Origin of the sequence: Clostridium sp. HBUAS56017, assembly GCF_007115085.1 — a bacterium.
Lineage (GTDB): Bacteria > Bacillota > Clostridia > Clostridiales > Clostridiaceae > Clostridium > Clostridium cibarium.
The window spans coordinates 66603-81915 of sequence record NZ_SULK01000011.1 but is presented as its reverse complement, the minus strand read 5'-3'; the positions used below and the strand labels follow the sequence as shown (position 1 = coordinate 81915).

Genomic DNA, 15313 nt, shown 5'->3' with positions numbered 1-15313 from the left:
TTCTATTATTTACTTGTAAATTCTTCCGGAATCATATCTCCTATTAATTCTAAGCACATAATTGTATTAATGCTCCATTGTGAAACGCAATTAGTAGTTACATTCGGATCTTCATATATACTTCTCCAAGATTTTATTACACTTGGTGTAATCATATTTTTACTTTTAGCATTTAATTCCTTAAATAATAAATTCCATGCTTTTTTACCTAGTTTTCTATCCCGATTTCTTTTTGCACAATAGGCCGCCATGCCTGTTGCAAACATCGGCCAACTAAAACACTTGTTGCTTAACTTTCCATTTGTCCTCTTTTTCTTTTCCTCATCAGACAGCATATAAAAAGCTCCAAACTCAGCTATCATATCCTTCCATTCTTCATCTTCTAATAGTTCTCCTATTTCAATCCAAATCTGTGGTGCTCCAAAAGAAATCATCATATGAAACTCGCCAGTCATTCTTTCATCTTCTATATGCTTAAGTATTGATGTTTTTGAATCATATCCACAAGCTGGAGTTGACAACAACTTATTTGGCAATGACTTTATTATATCCATACCTTTAATTATCTTATTTTTATATTCCTCATTTTCAGTTCTTTCCCATTCAGTTTCCCAATCTGAGCAAAAAGCTGACCAATCTGGACCTGTTCTTATATGTGTCTTTATATCACTTTCTGGAAAGAATCCTCTCAATGGTTCCAATCTTTCTACTGCTTGATCTCCATCCTTTATTTCCGTAAGTATTTCTCCTACCCGTTCATCACCAGTTAAATAATAGTAAAACTTGTGAAGAATGGCCATACTGATTCTCGCTTCTTTACACGAACAACCCCAATGGACTACATTATGTCTAGAGCCCAACCCTTTATATTCTCCAAAATGATATGCATCAACTTCACTAGTATGCCTTGTCATAGCTTCTGCTATTTTGTATACAAGAGCATTTCCTGTTCTTAGAAATTGATACCATAGCCATATATTAGGCATAAGTTCCGTGTTTTGCCATGCATAGCCACCCAAATCATATCTCCATTGATGTCTTACCCCATCATAAGTATGCATAACATCTCCGTAGTTCCAATATCCATACCAGTTTCTTTGTTCTATTTCTTTTCTATAAAATTCAAAGTTTTCTTCTAATATATCCTCAAAAAACTTCTTTTTATCATCACTTTTATCTGGCAAGCCCCACTTTCCAGTTGTTTTAGTCTTATAATAGTGTTCTGGATCGCATACTAGCAAAGAATTATTTTGCCATTCCTTTGACATTTCATAGATTTCTTCATTATTTTGCATTTTATTATAGAACCCAATATAAACATCACTTGTATTTGCTATACCTAAAGGTGTTGACCTTATTTCTTCAAAACCTTCATAAGCAACCATATGTGGACTATTAGAGTAATGTCTCAAATCCATTGCTTCTACTGCTGGATCCCATAGCCATAATATTGCAGTTGTTTTTTCCTTAGCTAATCCTTTAACTTCAAGAGATGAAGGATACCTTTGCCAAAAGTTCTTCAATCCTAATGAAATTCCTGCACTTTCAGATCCAACATACATAAGCCCATTAGCCCTGCTTCCATGTAATACATCAACATATGTTAAGTTTTCTTCACTTTTCTTAATTATTTTATAATGATTTGCTGAATCTTGAGTAAGTTTAAAGTTATTCCATATAGCATTCTTCTCTGCTAATTCAATTGTCCTTGTGTCTGCTTTTTCAATATCCACAAATTCTCCATTAATTTGTTTTTCATAAGCTTTATTATCAACTGCACAAAATCTAGTTAGCAATAATTTTGCTGGTTCTAAATACATACCTTCTTCTAATGCGTATCTAACATGTCTATTGAAATCATTTTCATTTAATGATAAAGAAAATTGTATTCCTATCCCTTTTATAAAATCTTTGTTTGGATCTCCATCAAAGAAAAAAGTATGCGTAACTCTAAAATATTCTATTCCGAGAGAAAAATTCATTCTAAATATAAATGGAATCCATTCTCTTTTTTCATCTGAATGTACACCTTCAACTTTGATTACAACTCTTAATGGCCCTTTATTTTCAATTGATACATTCTCTATTTTACTGTAATATTTCTCGAATTGATGGATGTTATCTTTTCGCACTTCATTTATAACTACTAATTTCCCCCCTTCATTGACTACTTTATTTTTCATTAAAACCTTTTCTATTATGTCTTGTCCACTTTTATTTATATAGCATTTCATTACATCGTTGTCTATTATTATTTGTTCTTTACTCTCATAAATTTCTATAGCTTTACCTGGCTTAAGTTTTCTATCCGTTTTAATTATTTCATAGGCTCTATCACTATCTGAATCAAACACTGCAGACTGTGCTGTCCATTTAACACTGCCATCTGGCCAATATGCTAAAGGCCAACTTTGAACATAGCACTCTTCACCTTTTGAATTTTTTAGAGCCAATTTTTGTTTCTTCCCAAGTTCACCTTTTTTCCACGGAACTCCCCAAGTTATACCACTTTTACTCCTTGGTAATTCATCCAACCATTTTACTTTTGTCATACTAATTCCTCCCCAAAATCATATATATTATAAAATAAGTACAAACTCCAATATCAAATATCAGAATTTGCACTTGTTGATTTTAGTCTATCTTCATTCTTCATAAAAAATTGATAATTTATAGCCATAATCCCATAAAAGTATACACTTATTGTGAGAAATGGTATTAGTCCTGGAATTAACATAACTCCTAAATACATTATAAAAGTCCATATTGCAATACATACAGTTACAAATGGTCTCATTATTAGAAGCTGTAATCCCTTCATGAAATATTCTTTAAAACTCATATCATAGTGAACATATAAAGGAAATATATAGAGAGACATGCCTATAATCAATAATTTTGCAAGTGTTGATACCCCGTAAAGTACAGTGAAAAAAGTTCCATTTTGGGCCTCAAAATTCATAATATTTATAGTAACCATTAGCATTAATATCATTAGAATTATTCCAATTATATTGGATTTCTTAAATTCTCTCTTATATGTAATCCAAAAAGACTTAACAACTCCATACTTCTCTTTTTTCATTATTTTATCTCTCATTACAGATAGTAAAGCTACGGTGCTAGGAGCTACTCCCAAAATTACTACACCTAAAAGAGTACAGGCAATCCACATGAAATTAAGCAATATGAAATCAGTAACTTCTTCAAAAACTCTAAATATTTTATCAAATGAAAAATTCCCCATATACTACACCTCTTATTCCATAACTTTTGCTTCATATACATATAAATTTGAATAAGTAGCCTTCATTGGCGCCATTTGCCTAAACCCTATCTTTCCGTCTCTAAGAATATCTCCAAATGATTTACCATCATCTTCCCAACTCAAAACTAACAAATCATCGATATAAAATTGAACAAATTCATCATACTTTACTAGCCTCATATGATAAGGTTCTATTACATTAGGCAATGAGGGAATAGGGTCTGCCTGTAACTTAACCAAATTAAATCCACAACTTTTTCTTAAATTGCAAGTATTAAATTTTCTCTCACTTATATACTTTCTTCTGTAATAAGACAGATGCAATGCATTTATAGCACCTGAATGATATTCTGGATAAATTCCATGCCTTTTAGGTAGTGTATCAGAAAATATATCTTCACCATTTTTTCCTTTCGCCGAGAAAAAAATCATACATAATCCATGATCACTTAATGGCTGAAACTCCCATTCTATTATTATCCTATCTTCAAAATCTTTAGGACACCAAAATACAAAATGAGCACTATCTCCACATAATTCAGCGTCTAGCTTATTTTTCAATACTAGTTCACCTTCATTTAGCTTAATATCCACTTCTCCTTCTGCATACCAGTCTTTTATGGATTGTTCTGATTCAAACAAGTTTTTATAAATACACTTACCCCTACTAAATTCTTTCATACCCTATCCCCCTTCTCATTAAATTTTAAAATTATCCATTAATTTAAACTCTATCGTAAATATCTTTTATATATTTAATACTGCTATCCAAATCTTCTGGTGTTGTTCCTTCAAGAATAACATCTATATGTGGTTTTCTTTCCTTGATTAACGATAATAATAAAGGATAATTGAATTGGCCTGTACCTATTGCTACCTGCTTTACTTGTCCATTTTCAACCACAAAATCTTTTGCATGAATCAAAACGATTCTATCTCCATACAATTCAAAAGCTTCCTTAATCATTTCATCTTGATTCATATAATTATCATTTGTTAAAAAATTAAATGGATCAAATATAGCCTGCAAATTGTTAGAATTTATTTCATCTAAAGCTCTTCTCATTTTTTTAGGTGTATTTATTACATGTCTTGCAACTCCTTCAATTGCAACCATTACTCCAAACTTTTCCGCTTCACTAACCATTACTTTCAAAGAATTTAAACATCTTCTAAAAGCTTCTTCTGTATGGTTTTCTGGTCCATAAACATAGTCTTTATTTAAAGCTCCTGTTTCAGTTCCAACTATACTACATCCTAAATCTCTTGCAAAACGTATATGATCTTTGAATAAATCTAATAATTCTTTTAACTCATCATCATCTGGATGCGACATATTTATATAACACCCTAAAATGCTGACGTTTACATTATGTCTATCGAAAGTTTCCTTTATATATCTAGCAAGTCCTGGTGTCATACACCCTTTAGTTATTTCAAATTCTGTTATAGCTTTCTTCATTACAAGCTGTATACTTTTTAAATCCTTTTCTTCAATACGTCTAGCTAATTCATCTAATGAATATTTTCCTATATCATGACCTCTTACTCCTATTCTCATCAGTAACTCTCCTTTTGTTCTAATATTTAATTACTTTATATAAATATTATACCTAATATTGAAAAAACTCAACAACATAATTCCTTGTTTTTATAAAAAATTTAACATAAATCAACTAAAAACAATTTTTCTGTTAATTTTGTTTAACCTTATAAAAAACATAGTAATTTTAATGATATATTAGCATAAAACTATCTACACCCCCTTACTTACTCATTGTTTTATGATTGTTTTCCTTTTATTTTATTATATTTTCTTTACTTTTGTTTATTTTGTATATAGATATTTTATACATAAAGGTGTATAATGTAAACATATTCACAACAAAGGGGAGGAATTTATTATGTCAACATTATCATTAAAACACATTTACAAAATATATCCAGGAGATGTTACAGCTGTAAAAGATTTTAACTTAGAAATTGCAGATAAAGAATTTATAGTTTTTGTAGGACCTTCTGGTTGTGGTAAATCTACAACTCTTAGAATGGTTGCAGGACTTGAAGAAATATCTGAAGGGGAATTATACATCGATAACGTTCTTGTAAACGATGTAGCACCAAAAGATAGAGATATATCTATGGTTTTCCAAAGCTACGCCCTATATCCTCACATGACAGTCTTCGATAATATGGCTTTTGCATTAAAATTAAGAAAAGTTCCTAAAGATGAAATTCAAAAAAAGGTTACTGAAGCTGCTAAAATCCTTGATATAGAATACCTACTAGATAGAAAACCTAAAGCATTGTCTGGTGGTCAAAGACAAAGAGTTGCCCTTGGTAGAGCTATCGTTAGAGAACCAAAAGTATTCTTAATGGATGAACCTTTGTCGAACTTAGATGCAAAACTTAGAGTTCAAATGAGAACCGAAATATCCAAATTACATAAAAGACTGCAATCTACATTCATATATGTTACTCACGATCAAACAGAAGCAATGACTATGGGCTCAAGAATAGTTGTTATGAAAGATGGTATTGTTCAACAAGTTGATTCTCCTCAAGTTGTACATGATCATCCAGCAAATCTATTCGTTGCTGGGTTTATCGGAAGTCCTCAAATGAACTTTATCCATTCTGAAATCGGAAAAGAAGGAAACAAATTATATTTCTCGTTCAAAGACGATAAAATAGCAATTGACCCTGAAAAGGCTAAAATATTAGAGGACAAGGGATATATTGGTAAAGAAATTATTGTAGGCGTAAGACCAGAAGACCTAGATTATGATGAAGAATTTATAGCTAAACATAGTGATTCTGTGTTTAATTGCACATTAGAAGTTAAAGAACTTATGGGTGCTGAAACTTATTTATATATAGATAAAGAAGGAAAATCATTAGTTGTAAGAGTTAACGGAAGCTCAACTCTTGAATTAGCTTCAAAGATAAAAATGGCTATGGACACTAAAAAAATGCATTTCTTTGATATAGAAACAGAACTTACAATTGTATAGGACTTATGAGGTGATACTATGAAAATTACAGAAAAAGAGATATTATCAAAACTTGATTTAGTTGTTGATAAATTATTAAATTTAGACAGGCCTTCTGATGAAAAAAAGCTAACTGAAGAAGGTGGTGAAGCTATAGGAATGTTTCCTAGGGATTTTGGAATTCAAGAATGGGACTGGCCTCAGGGAGTAGGCCTATATGGTTTGTTAAAATTAAATAAATACTATAAAAACAATAAATATCTAGATTTCTTAAATAATTGGTATAAAAACAACTTAAAGGTTGGGTTACCTTCAAAAAATATTAACACGACCGCTCCATTACTAACATTAGTGGATTTATGCGACCTAGTAGATAATCCTGAATATGAGAAGCTTTGCTTAACATGGGCTGACTGGCTTATGAATTGTCTTCCTCGCACAAAAGAAGGAGCTTTCCAACATGTTACTAGTGCAAATGGAGATAGACAAGGTGTTAGATTAAATGAAAGTGAAATGTGGATTGATACTCTCTTTATGACTGTTTTATTCTTAAATAGGATGGGGCAAAAATACCAAAGGCAAGATTGGATAGATGAATCAATCAATCAAGTATTAGTTCATATAAAATATCTATACGATAAAAAATCTGGTCTATTTTATCATGGCTGGAGCTTTAACGAGAATTCTAACTTTGGTGAAGTATTCTGGTGCAGAGGAAACTCTTGGTTTACCTTCGGAATATTAGATTATATTGAAATGTTTGATGGAACTTTAAATCCAGGTATAAAAAAGTTCTTGGTTGATACATTTATTGCTCAAGTTAAAGCTTTAGTTAAATATCAATCAAAGTCTGGATTATGGAATACAGTAATAGATGATAGTACAAGCTATGAAGAAGTATCCGGTTCAGCTGCAATTGTAACCGGTATTCTTAGGGGCATAAAACTTGGTATATTAGATGATAAATATAAGGCCCCAGCTGAAAAAGCAATTATAGCTATATGTAAAAACATAGCAAAAGATGGTACCGTGCTAAATGTTTCTGGTGGAACTGGCATGGGATATAATAAAGATCATTATAAAAACATTATCATTGCCCCAATGGCATATGGTCAATCGCTTACCATTTGTGCTTTAACTGAAGTACTTAATCATTTATAAAGTTCCTCATTTTTAAGAGGCTATATCAAAAGTTATTTTGATACAGCCTCTTATTTTATGATAACAGTCCAGCAATTGACTAAAAAAGTAATTACTAAAAATATTATGTATTAAACACTTTTCTTTTCCTTCTAAACATCCAAATTACTATTCCTATAATAAATCCACAAAATGCTGGTAAAATCCATCCAAATCCATAATCAAAACCTGGTAAATATAGATGAGCAAATTTAATAATCTGTCCAACTACATTATTTTCTTGCAAAGGTTGTGGAAGAGCCTTACAGAAATCAAAAAATGCTGCAATACCTGTAAATCCTGTTGTCCATTTATATATGTCACTTTGCTTTTTAATAACAGGTGCTAATAATGATAATATTATTAATGTAATAGCTAAAGGATAAAGAAACATTAGTACTGGTATAGATAATTGGATAATGTTATTTAATCCAAAATTAGCAATTGTAAAAGAAAAAATTGTTAATATGATAGCATAGCTTCTATATGAAATTGATTTTGGAAACATTTCATTGAACACTTCTGAACAAGAAGTAATTAGACCAATAGCTGTCTTTGCACATGCTATTCCTACAATCGCTGCTAATAACACTGTACCTATAAATCCAAAATAATGATTACTAACTCCAGATAAAATACTTCCTCCGTTATCAGCACGACTTACGCTACCTAAACTTGTAGCTCCCATATATGCTAGCGACCCATAAATAATAGTCATACCAATAACACTAACTAACCCTGACTTGCACGTCTCAATAGCTATAGAATTAGAATCTTTAACACCTAACTTTTGTATATTTGAAATAATAATAATAGCAAAGGCTAAAGATGCTAAAGCATCCATTGTATTATATCCATCTAGCAAACCAGTAAATAATGGCTGAGTAGCATAATTCCCTTGAGGAGTATACTGACTTCCCTGTCCCATTGGACTTACAAATGTAGCTATTAATAAAATAGATAAAAGTACTAAAAAAATAGGAGTCAGATATTTACCTACCCAATCTAAAATTCTTCCTGGTCGTAATGAAAAATAAAGAGTAAAAGCAAAAAATATAAATGTAAAAATAATTAATCCTAATTTCAAATATTCGTCTGAAATAAAAGGATGAATTCCAACTTCAAAAGCAACTGTAGCAGTACGTGGAATTGCAAAAAGAGGCCCAATTGTTAGGTATAATACGAATGTGAATATCTTAGCATACCTTGAACTAATAGGCTTAGCCATATCTATTAAACTTTCACTTTTGGATAGTGCTGATGCAACTATTCCAATCATAGGTAATCCTACACCTGTAATTAGGAAACCAATAGTAGCAATAAAAGTATTACTTCCAGCTTCTTGTCCCATATGCACTGGAAAAATCAAATTACCAGCACCAAAAAATAATCCAAATAATAATGATCCTATCAATAAGTTCTGTTTAAAACTTAGTTTTTCTTTCATAAATAGCCCTCCTAAAATGCCTGTTAATTATTAAAAGTTATTTTGTTTTTTTGTCAAGTTTCTTTTTCCCCAACAATTTAATAATGTAGTGAATCATTTTTTCTATTATAATACACTTATACACATTAGTAAAACTTATTCTTTTTTCTAGAACTGGAGAGTCTTAAAATTAAAACAACTTCAAAGTAGCATATTTATTATTCATGAATATAATATTAACGACTAAATTATTTAGGAGTAAATAAAAATGATGAGAGACAAAGATAATACTTACGAAGATGATATGGAGTTTGTAGATTTTGAAATATCTCCTATGCCTTATGAACCTCTACAAAGGGAACCACCATTTATTCCAATGCCTAATGATATGTTTCCACCAATAGACAATTATGACAATTATCCTAAAGGAAACTTTTACCCACCAGGTACTGATTTTGAAGCACCTGTAGCACCTCATTCACCACCACCAAACTACATTCCTAGTAAAAAAGATAAGGGAGTTCAAAGTTTTTATGGTGCTAGCGATAATATACAAACAAAGGCTGTTGACCCAATGTCAATAAGATTTTGTCTTTTCAAATACACATATATTTGGGAGACTAATGGTAGAAGCTACTGGGCTTTTTTAATCAATGTCAGCAGAGTTTCCATATCTGGCTTCAGATGGAGAGGACGTAATTGGGTTTATTTTGGATTATCACTAAGAAGAATTGATTCTTTCGTATGTTATAGATCAGATACTAGCAACGCTTGCGAAAATTGTATTAACTCCGAAGAAAATAATACTCCATCAATTTATAAAAAAGATTACTATTTAAACGGAAGCAGAAATGTTTTCACTGAAACTTTAGCTTCCATAGATATTCCTGAAGTTACAGAAGACTTAATTACTCAAACTATTGGTTACATTGATAATAATAATATCCAAACTGAAGTTCCATGTACCAAAATACGTAACATTGGATATAGAATCAACCTGGAAGTAACTTATCCAAGCAATTACGATTCTAGTTTAAAAAAGGAAATAAATAATTTATGTGAAGAAGCAAGTACAGAACTTCATAAAATTATTTCATCAACTAGAAATACTGCCGATTCATCTACCCCTTTAGAAACATTTAATTCTTCAGTTTCCCTAATTCCTAATTTACTTAATACATTTACAACTTCATTTAATTCTAAATTCAATATTCTAAACTCATCTAGAAGTAATTATGATATAACTTGTTCTATAAGAAAAGAAATAATTCAAAGTGACTGGAAGCCTTATTATAATAATATTTATTATTACTAAAGTAAATTTCCCATAAAACAGTAAACTCTTAATAATATTCGAAAATATTATTAAGAGTTTATCTTTTACAAATTAAAAGTCAGAACAGATTTCTCACACGACTTAAAAAATTCTAATTTCCATCACAATTTTCATAAAGGCCTTGAACTTTTTCCCAATCAATTACATTCCATATATTTTCCACATAATTCATTCTTAAATTTTTATATTTTAAATAATATGCATGCTCCCAAACATCTATAGTCAATAAAGGAATAAATCCATCGCTAAGTGGAGAATTTTGATTCAATGTATTTCTTACTGATAAATTACCCGACCTATCTTTAACTAAAAAACCATAACCTGATCCAAATTGTCCCATAGCGGCCTCACCTATTTTTGTTTTTAATGTTTCTAAATCACCAAATGTTTTATTTATCTCTTCCAAGAACTTCCCTTCAGGGGTTTTCTTTGGATTTGGCGAAAGATTTGAGAAATACAAATTATGATTTGCTACTCCTCCACCATTATTCACTACAACTTGCCTAATATCTTCTGGTATCTCATTTACATTAGACAGTATATGACTTAATGTTTTTCCTTTTGCAAACTCTTCATGTCCTATTAAAGTAGTATTTAATGTATCTAAATATTTTTGAAGATGTTTACTATAGTGCGTCTCTACTGTTTCTGCGTCTATATATGGTTCTAAATCATTATACTCATAAGGTAACTTAATTTTGTCAAACATAATATCACTCCTATTGAAAAAAATATTTATTCAATAATTGTTTTATCCTAATATAAATATTCTTATTCAAATTAAGCTTGATGCTAGAATATTTTCTCCCATTTTATATGTTTATTCATTACAGCTACAGCTCTTTCTAAGTATATTTGTTCTGCTTCTGTAAATCTTTCAAATTCATCACTATCTAAATCTAACACTCCATACAAGGTATTATCCTTTACTATTGGTACAACAATTTCTGAATTAGATGCTGCATCACAAGCTATATGCCCTTCAAAGTCATGAACATTTTTTATTAATAATGTCTCTCTATCTAAAGCAGCTGTACCACAAACCCCTTTTCCTATTTCTATTTTTGTGCAAGCTGGCATACCTTGAAAAGGTCCAAGTAACAAATTCTCCCCCTTAACAAAATAGAAACCACACCAGTTTATCCTACCTATTAAGGCGCTAATAAGAGCTGTAGCGTTACAAGCCTTTGTTATATCTAAATCTTCACCTTCTACTAATCCTTCTAACATAACAAGCATAGTTTCGAGTTTACTTTCTAATGTCATATTTTCAAACATTTTTATATCAAACATTTTATATTTAATAAGAGCTATAAGTAATTATAAAACTCTTACTAAAAATTCACCTCTTTTCTTTTTATGATCATATCTTTATTTAAAATACTCCATTTCAGTTATATAACTTATATATAATCTTCAAAAAATTATTCATATAATTCCAAAGGTAATCCATCTGGATCGCTAAAAAATGTAAATTTCTTTTCAGTAAATTCATCAATCCTTATTGGTTCTACCTCGATTCCATTACTCTCCAATTCCTTAGCTACTTCTTCCACATTATCAACTTGAAAAGCTAAGTGCCTTAATCCACATGCCTCAGGATAACTTGGTCTACTAGGGCTATCAGGAAAAGAAAATAGTTCAATTTGGTTATCTCCAAGTTTTAAATCCAACTTATAAGAATCTCTTTCTTTCCTATATACTTCCCTAATCACTTCTAATCCTAATATTTTTGTATAAAATTCCTTTGATTTCTTATAATCCGAACAAATTATTGCCACATGATGTATTTTCTTTAGTATCATAAGTTCCTCCTTCATCTAACTTGAAAATTTTAATATTCTTTAAAGTCTATTTAACATTTCTATTGTTTTTTTAGCTGCTATATCCATTTGCTCTTCATTACCTATTGTTGCTTTACTATCACCAGATTGAACTCCATAATCACCAAATTGTGCATGGTTTCCTCCTTCTATTTCAACAAATTCAGCATCTTTTGGAAGTTTTGCTCCTTTTACTTTATTTAAATCTGCAACACCATCATTATTTCCCCATATACTTAATACTTTTTTATCTACTCCTTCTAGTTCATCACCTTCTGGATAAGAAGCATATAACACTATTCCCTTTATCTTTTCTTGATTTGATGCATATTTGCTTGCCATTACTCCACCAAGAGAATGTCCACCAATAGCCCATTCATCTATATCTGAATATAAATTGATAACTTCATCCGCTTTATCTGGTGAAAATATAGCAAAATTTAACGGCATTTTAACTATTACCACTTTATAGCCAGCCTCTGCTATCTTTTTACATAGCGGGGAATATGCCTCTGCTTCTACCTTTGCTCCTGGATAAAAAATAAATCCTTTTGTAGGAGTTTTATTCTCTGGAGTAAAAACTATAAAATTATCATCTGTAACTTTTATAGAATCATTACTTTTTAGTGCCATAGCTGCAATACTTTTATAATCATAGGATCTACTCATCCAAAATATAATTCCTCCAACAGCCACAACTAGTATACAAGTTATTAGAAATAATAGTTTTCTTAACCTTTTAGACTTTATTCCCTTAATTTGTGCCCTTTTCAACTAATATCCTCCTAACAAATATTTTTTATTGGTTGATTTAATTTCTTGTATATTTTATTATATACAAAAGGTGATATTTATTCAAAACAAATGATATCATAACAGATAGGTAGGTGAGCAAATGAATAATATTTTAAATGAGGCAAATAAATGCCTTATATGTAAGAACCCTAGATGTCAAAAAAATTGTCCAATTAATACTCCAATCCCTGAAATCATAACTCTTTACAAAGAAGATAAAATCAAAGAAGCTGGAAAGATACTTTTCGAAAACAATCCATTATCTGCTCTATGTGCAATAGTATGTCCTCATGAAGATCAATGTAGAGGTAATTGTATTAAAGGAATAAAAGGAGAACCTGTACGTTTTCATGATATTGAAAAAGATATTTCTACTAGTTACTTAGAAAATGTTAATTTTGAAAAACCTAAAAGTAATGGAATAAAAGTTGCCGTAGTCGGATCAGGTCCTGCTGGTATAACAGCAGCTTTTGAATTAGCTCTTAAAGGGTATGAAGTTACTATCTTTGAAAAAAATGAAAAAATTGGTGGTATTTTAACTTATGGTATTCCTGCCTTTAGGTTACCAAAAACTTATATAACACTTCTTGAAAAACACTTAAAACAATTAGGCGTAAAAATTAAGATTAATTCTGTAGTAGGCCCAATAACAACATTAGATAAATTATTTGAAGATGGCTATAAATCTATATTTATAGGTACAGGAGTTTGGAATCCAAAAACTTTAGGAATTAGTGGTGAAAGTCTTGGACACGTACACTATGCTATCGATTATTTAAGAAGTCCAAAATTATACGATATTGGTGATAATATTATCGTATTAGGAGCTGGTAATGTTGCTATGGATGCTGCAAGAACAGCTAAATATTATGGGGCAAAAAATGTAAGCATAGCTTATAGACGTGATTTTGAAGATATGCCTGCCACAAAGCATGAAATTCAGGAAGCAAAAGATGAAGATGTAATCTTTAACACCTTTAAAGCTCCTGTAAAAATAGTTGATGAAGGCATTATTCTAATTGATACTGAAAAAATTCAAAATGATGATGGAAGTACTTCCATTGTATCTGTTAAAGGAACTGAAAAACTATACAAGTGTGATACTGTTTTAATTGCAGTTGGCCAAGTTCCAAGAAATACTATAATCAAAAATAATGAAGGTCTAGAAATCAAGAAGGGTGGATTACTTCTTACTGATGAATATGGACAAACAACTCGTGATGGAGTATTTGCTTGTGGTGATGTAGCTCATGGTGCTAGTACTGTTATTGAGGCTGTAGTAGCTGCAAAGAAAATTTCTGAATCTATGGATAATTTTTTACAAAAATTAATTTAATAAATTAGATTAAAAATATATTGACACGGCATTTTCTATATAAAAGATAATACCGTGTCTTACTATTTATCTAACAAATTCTTGTGTTGCATAAACTTTATTTCCAACTTTATAAATACCTACTCCTATACCTGTAAACTTATCAGACAAAATGTTAGCTCTATGTCCTGGAGAATTCATCCAGTTGTTCATAAATTGGTTTGCTAAAGCATTAGCATCAGATACCCCTCCAATATAGGCAATATTTTCTCCCCAAGCACTATATCTAACACCATCTTTTTGCATTCTAGTTGTCATAAGATTTCCTTCTGGATCCTCATGTCTAAAATATGCTCTATCCCCCATATCCTGTGACTTAATTCTAGCATACTTTTCCATTGTTGTACTATATGATAGCGTTGCTACTCCAGCCTTTGCTCTTTCCTGATTTACTCTAGTAAATATCATTTGCTCAACTTGAGCCATAAACTTATCGCTAGTATTTTGATTTGCAGGCGCCTTAGGTTGTGTCTGACTAGGTGCTGGTGTAGGTGTACTTGGTGTTACTGCCTTCTGTGAAGGTTGATTTGGTGTCACCTGCTTAGGTATTGGTGTTTGTGCTGCTGGCTGTTTAGGTTCAGCTGGCTGTGTTGGAGCTGGTTGCTCAGTTGGTGTTTGTGGTACCAATTGTGTGTTTTGCTTATTTTCATCTGTCTCTGTTACTTGTGGAACAGTTGGTGCATTTTCTGTATTATCTGTTGTATTTTGATTTTCTTTTATACTATTACCTATATCTTGATTAAAATCATCTTGTAAAACATTATTGTTTTGATTTCCTTCTGCAGTATTGTTGCCTTGTACATTATTATTTGCATATGCCTGAGTAAAAAATTCTCTAATACCACCAACAATATTGTCATAATTACCTTCAAAAAGAAATCTTATCAATCCCTTTTTTCTTAATATATTTCTCCTGCTAGTTGAAGTATTAGCATTATCATAATTCGAATAAGAGTAACCTGTGTTATCATTACGGACTGTTGCATAAGTAGTAATTCCTATTTGCTCTAATAATAAAGTTGCTATTGCTATAGCAATTAACTTTTTTTTCATATGTACCACTCCTTTTTATATCTAGAAAATTAATTCTATTTATTTCATTAAACAATTTTTTTCTA

Annotated in this window: 14 protein-coding genes; 4 read left to right on the top strand and 10 right to left on the bottom strand. The window is 30.7% G+C overall.

All coding sequences use genetic code 11. The annotated features are described in order from the left end of the window. Positions 1 to 5: 5 nt before the first annotated feature. Genes FAY47_RS10920 through FAY47_RS10905 form a run of 4 tightly spaced genes read right to left on the bottom strand, consistent with a single transcriptional unit; the run spans position 6 to position 4829 of the window. Positions 6 to 2552 (bottom strand): hypothetical protein, encoded by a 2547-nt coding sequence (locus tag FAY47_RS10920; protein WP_143316747.1) that lies wholly within the window; start codon positions 2550 to 2552, stop codon positions 6 to 8. A gap of 53 nt (positions 2553 to 2605) precedes the next feature. Further along, positions 2606 to 3247, bottom strand: coding sequence for a DUF624 domain-containing protein (locus FAY47_RS10915; protein ID WP_143316746.1), 642 nt, complete (start codon positions 3245 to 3247; stop codon positions 2606 to 2608). A gap of 12 nt (positions 3248 to 3259) precedes the next feature. Further along, positions 3260 to 3949 (bottom strand): DUF1961 family protein, encoded by a 690-nt coding sequence (locus tag FAY47_RS10910; protein ID WP_143316745.1) that lies wholly within the window; start codon positions 3947 to 3949, stop codon positions 3260 to 3262. Positions 3950 to 3992: 43 nt separating this feature from the next. After that, positions 3993 to 4829, bottom strand: coding sequence for a sugar phosphate isomerase/epimerase (locus tag FAY47_RS10905; RefSeq protein WP_143316744.1), 837 nt, complete (start codon positions 4827 to 4829; stop codon positions 3993 to 3995). Positions 4830 to 5172: 343 nt separating this feature from the next. Here FAY47_RS10905 and ugpC point away from each other — a divergent pair, with 343 nt between their 5' ends. Beyond that, positions 5173 to 6282, top strand: coding sequence for a sn-glycerol-3-phosphate ABC transporter ATP-binding protein UgpC (gene ugpC, locus FAY47_RS10900; RefSeq protein WP_143316743.1), 1110 nt, complete (start codon positions 5173 to 5175; stop codon positions 6280 to 6282). An 18-nt stretch (positions 6283 to 6300) separates the two neighbouring features. Beyond that, a complete protein-coding gene (locus tag FAY47_RS10895; RefSeq protein WP_143316742.1) occupies positions 6301 to 7422 on the top strand; it encodes a glycoside hydrolase family 88 protein in 1122 nt (373 codons plus the stop codon). 103 nt (positions 7423 to 7525) lie between these two features. Here the strand turns inward: FAY47_RS10895 and brnQ are convergent, their stop codons facing one another. Continuing rightward, the gene (gene brnQ, locus FAY47_RS10890) at positions 7526 to 8887 is read right to left on the bottom strand and encodes a branched-chain amino acid transport system II carrier protein (protein ID WP_143316741.1); all 1362 of its coding nucleotides are present in this window, start codon (positions 8885 to 8887) and stop codon (positions 7526 to 7528) included. A 247-nt stretch (positions 8888 to 9134) separates the two neighbouring features. On the opposite strand from brnQ, the gene FAY47_RS10885 reads away from it, so the two are divergent. Beyond that, complete coding sequence (locus FAY47_RS10885) at positions 9135 to 10181, top strand: hypothetical protein (RefSeq protein ID WP_143316740.1); 1047 nt, start codon at positions 9135 to 9137, stop codon at positions 10179 to 10181. Positions 10182 to 10293: 112 nt separating this feature from the next. On the opposite strand, the gene FAY47_RS10880 is transcribed toward FAY47_RS10885, so the two are convergent. From FAY47_RS10880 to FAY47_RS10865, 4 genes are all read right to left on the bottom strand, one after another. Beyond that, positions 10294 to 10911, bottom strand: coding sequence for a superoxide dismutase (locus FAY47_RS10880; RefSeq protein WP_143316739.1), 618 nt, complete (start codon positions 10909 to 10911; stop codon positions 10294 to 10296). A gap of 83 nt (positions 10912 to 10994) precedes the next feature. Continuing rightward, positions 10995 to 11495, bottom strand: coding sequence for a GAF domain-containing protein (locus FAY47_RS10875; RefSeq protein WP_143316738.1), 501 nt, complete (start codon positions 11493 to 11495; stop codon positions 10995 to 10997). A gap of 131 nt (positions 11496 to 11626) precedes the next feature. Beyond that, complete coding sequence (locus tag FAY47_RS10870; RefSeq protein ID WP_143316737.1) at positions 11627 to 12007, bottom strand: VOC family protein; 381 nt, start codon at positions 12005 to 12007, stop codon at positions 11627 to 11629. A gap of 39 nt (positions 12008 to 12046) precedes the next feature. Further along, a complete protein-coding gene (locus FAY47_RS10865; protein WP_243129602.1) occupies positions 12047 to 12799 on the bottom strand; it encodes an alpha/beta hydrolase in 753 nt (250 codons plus the stop codon). Positions 12800 to 12920: 121 nt separating this feature from the next. On the opposite strand from FAY47_RS10865, the gene FAY47_RS10860 reads away from it, so the two are divergent. Then, on the top strand, positions 12921 to 14156 hold the full coding sequence (locus FAY47_RS10860) for an NAD(P)-dependent oxidoreductase (protein WP_143316736.1): 1236 nt from the start codon (positions 12921 to 12923) through the stop codon (positions 14154 to 14156). A gap of 66 nt (positions 14157 to 14222) precedes the next feature. On the opposite strand, the gene FAY47_RS20955 is transcribed toward FAY47_RS10860, so the two are convergent. Further along, positions 14223 to 15248 (bottom strand): CAP domain-containing protein, encoded by a 1026-nt coding sequence (locus FAY47_RS20955; RefSeq protein WP_243129601.1) that lies wholly within the window; start codon positions 15246 to 15248, stop codon positions 14223 to 14225. Positions 15249 to 15313: the final 65 nt, after the last annotated feature.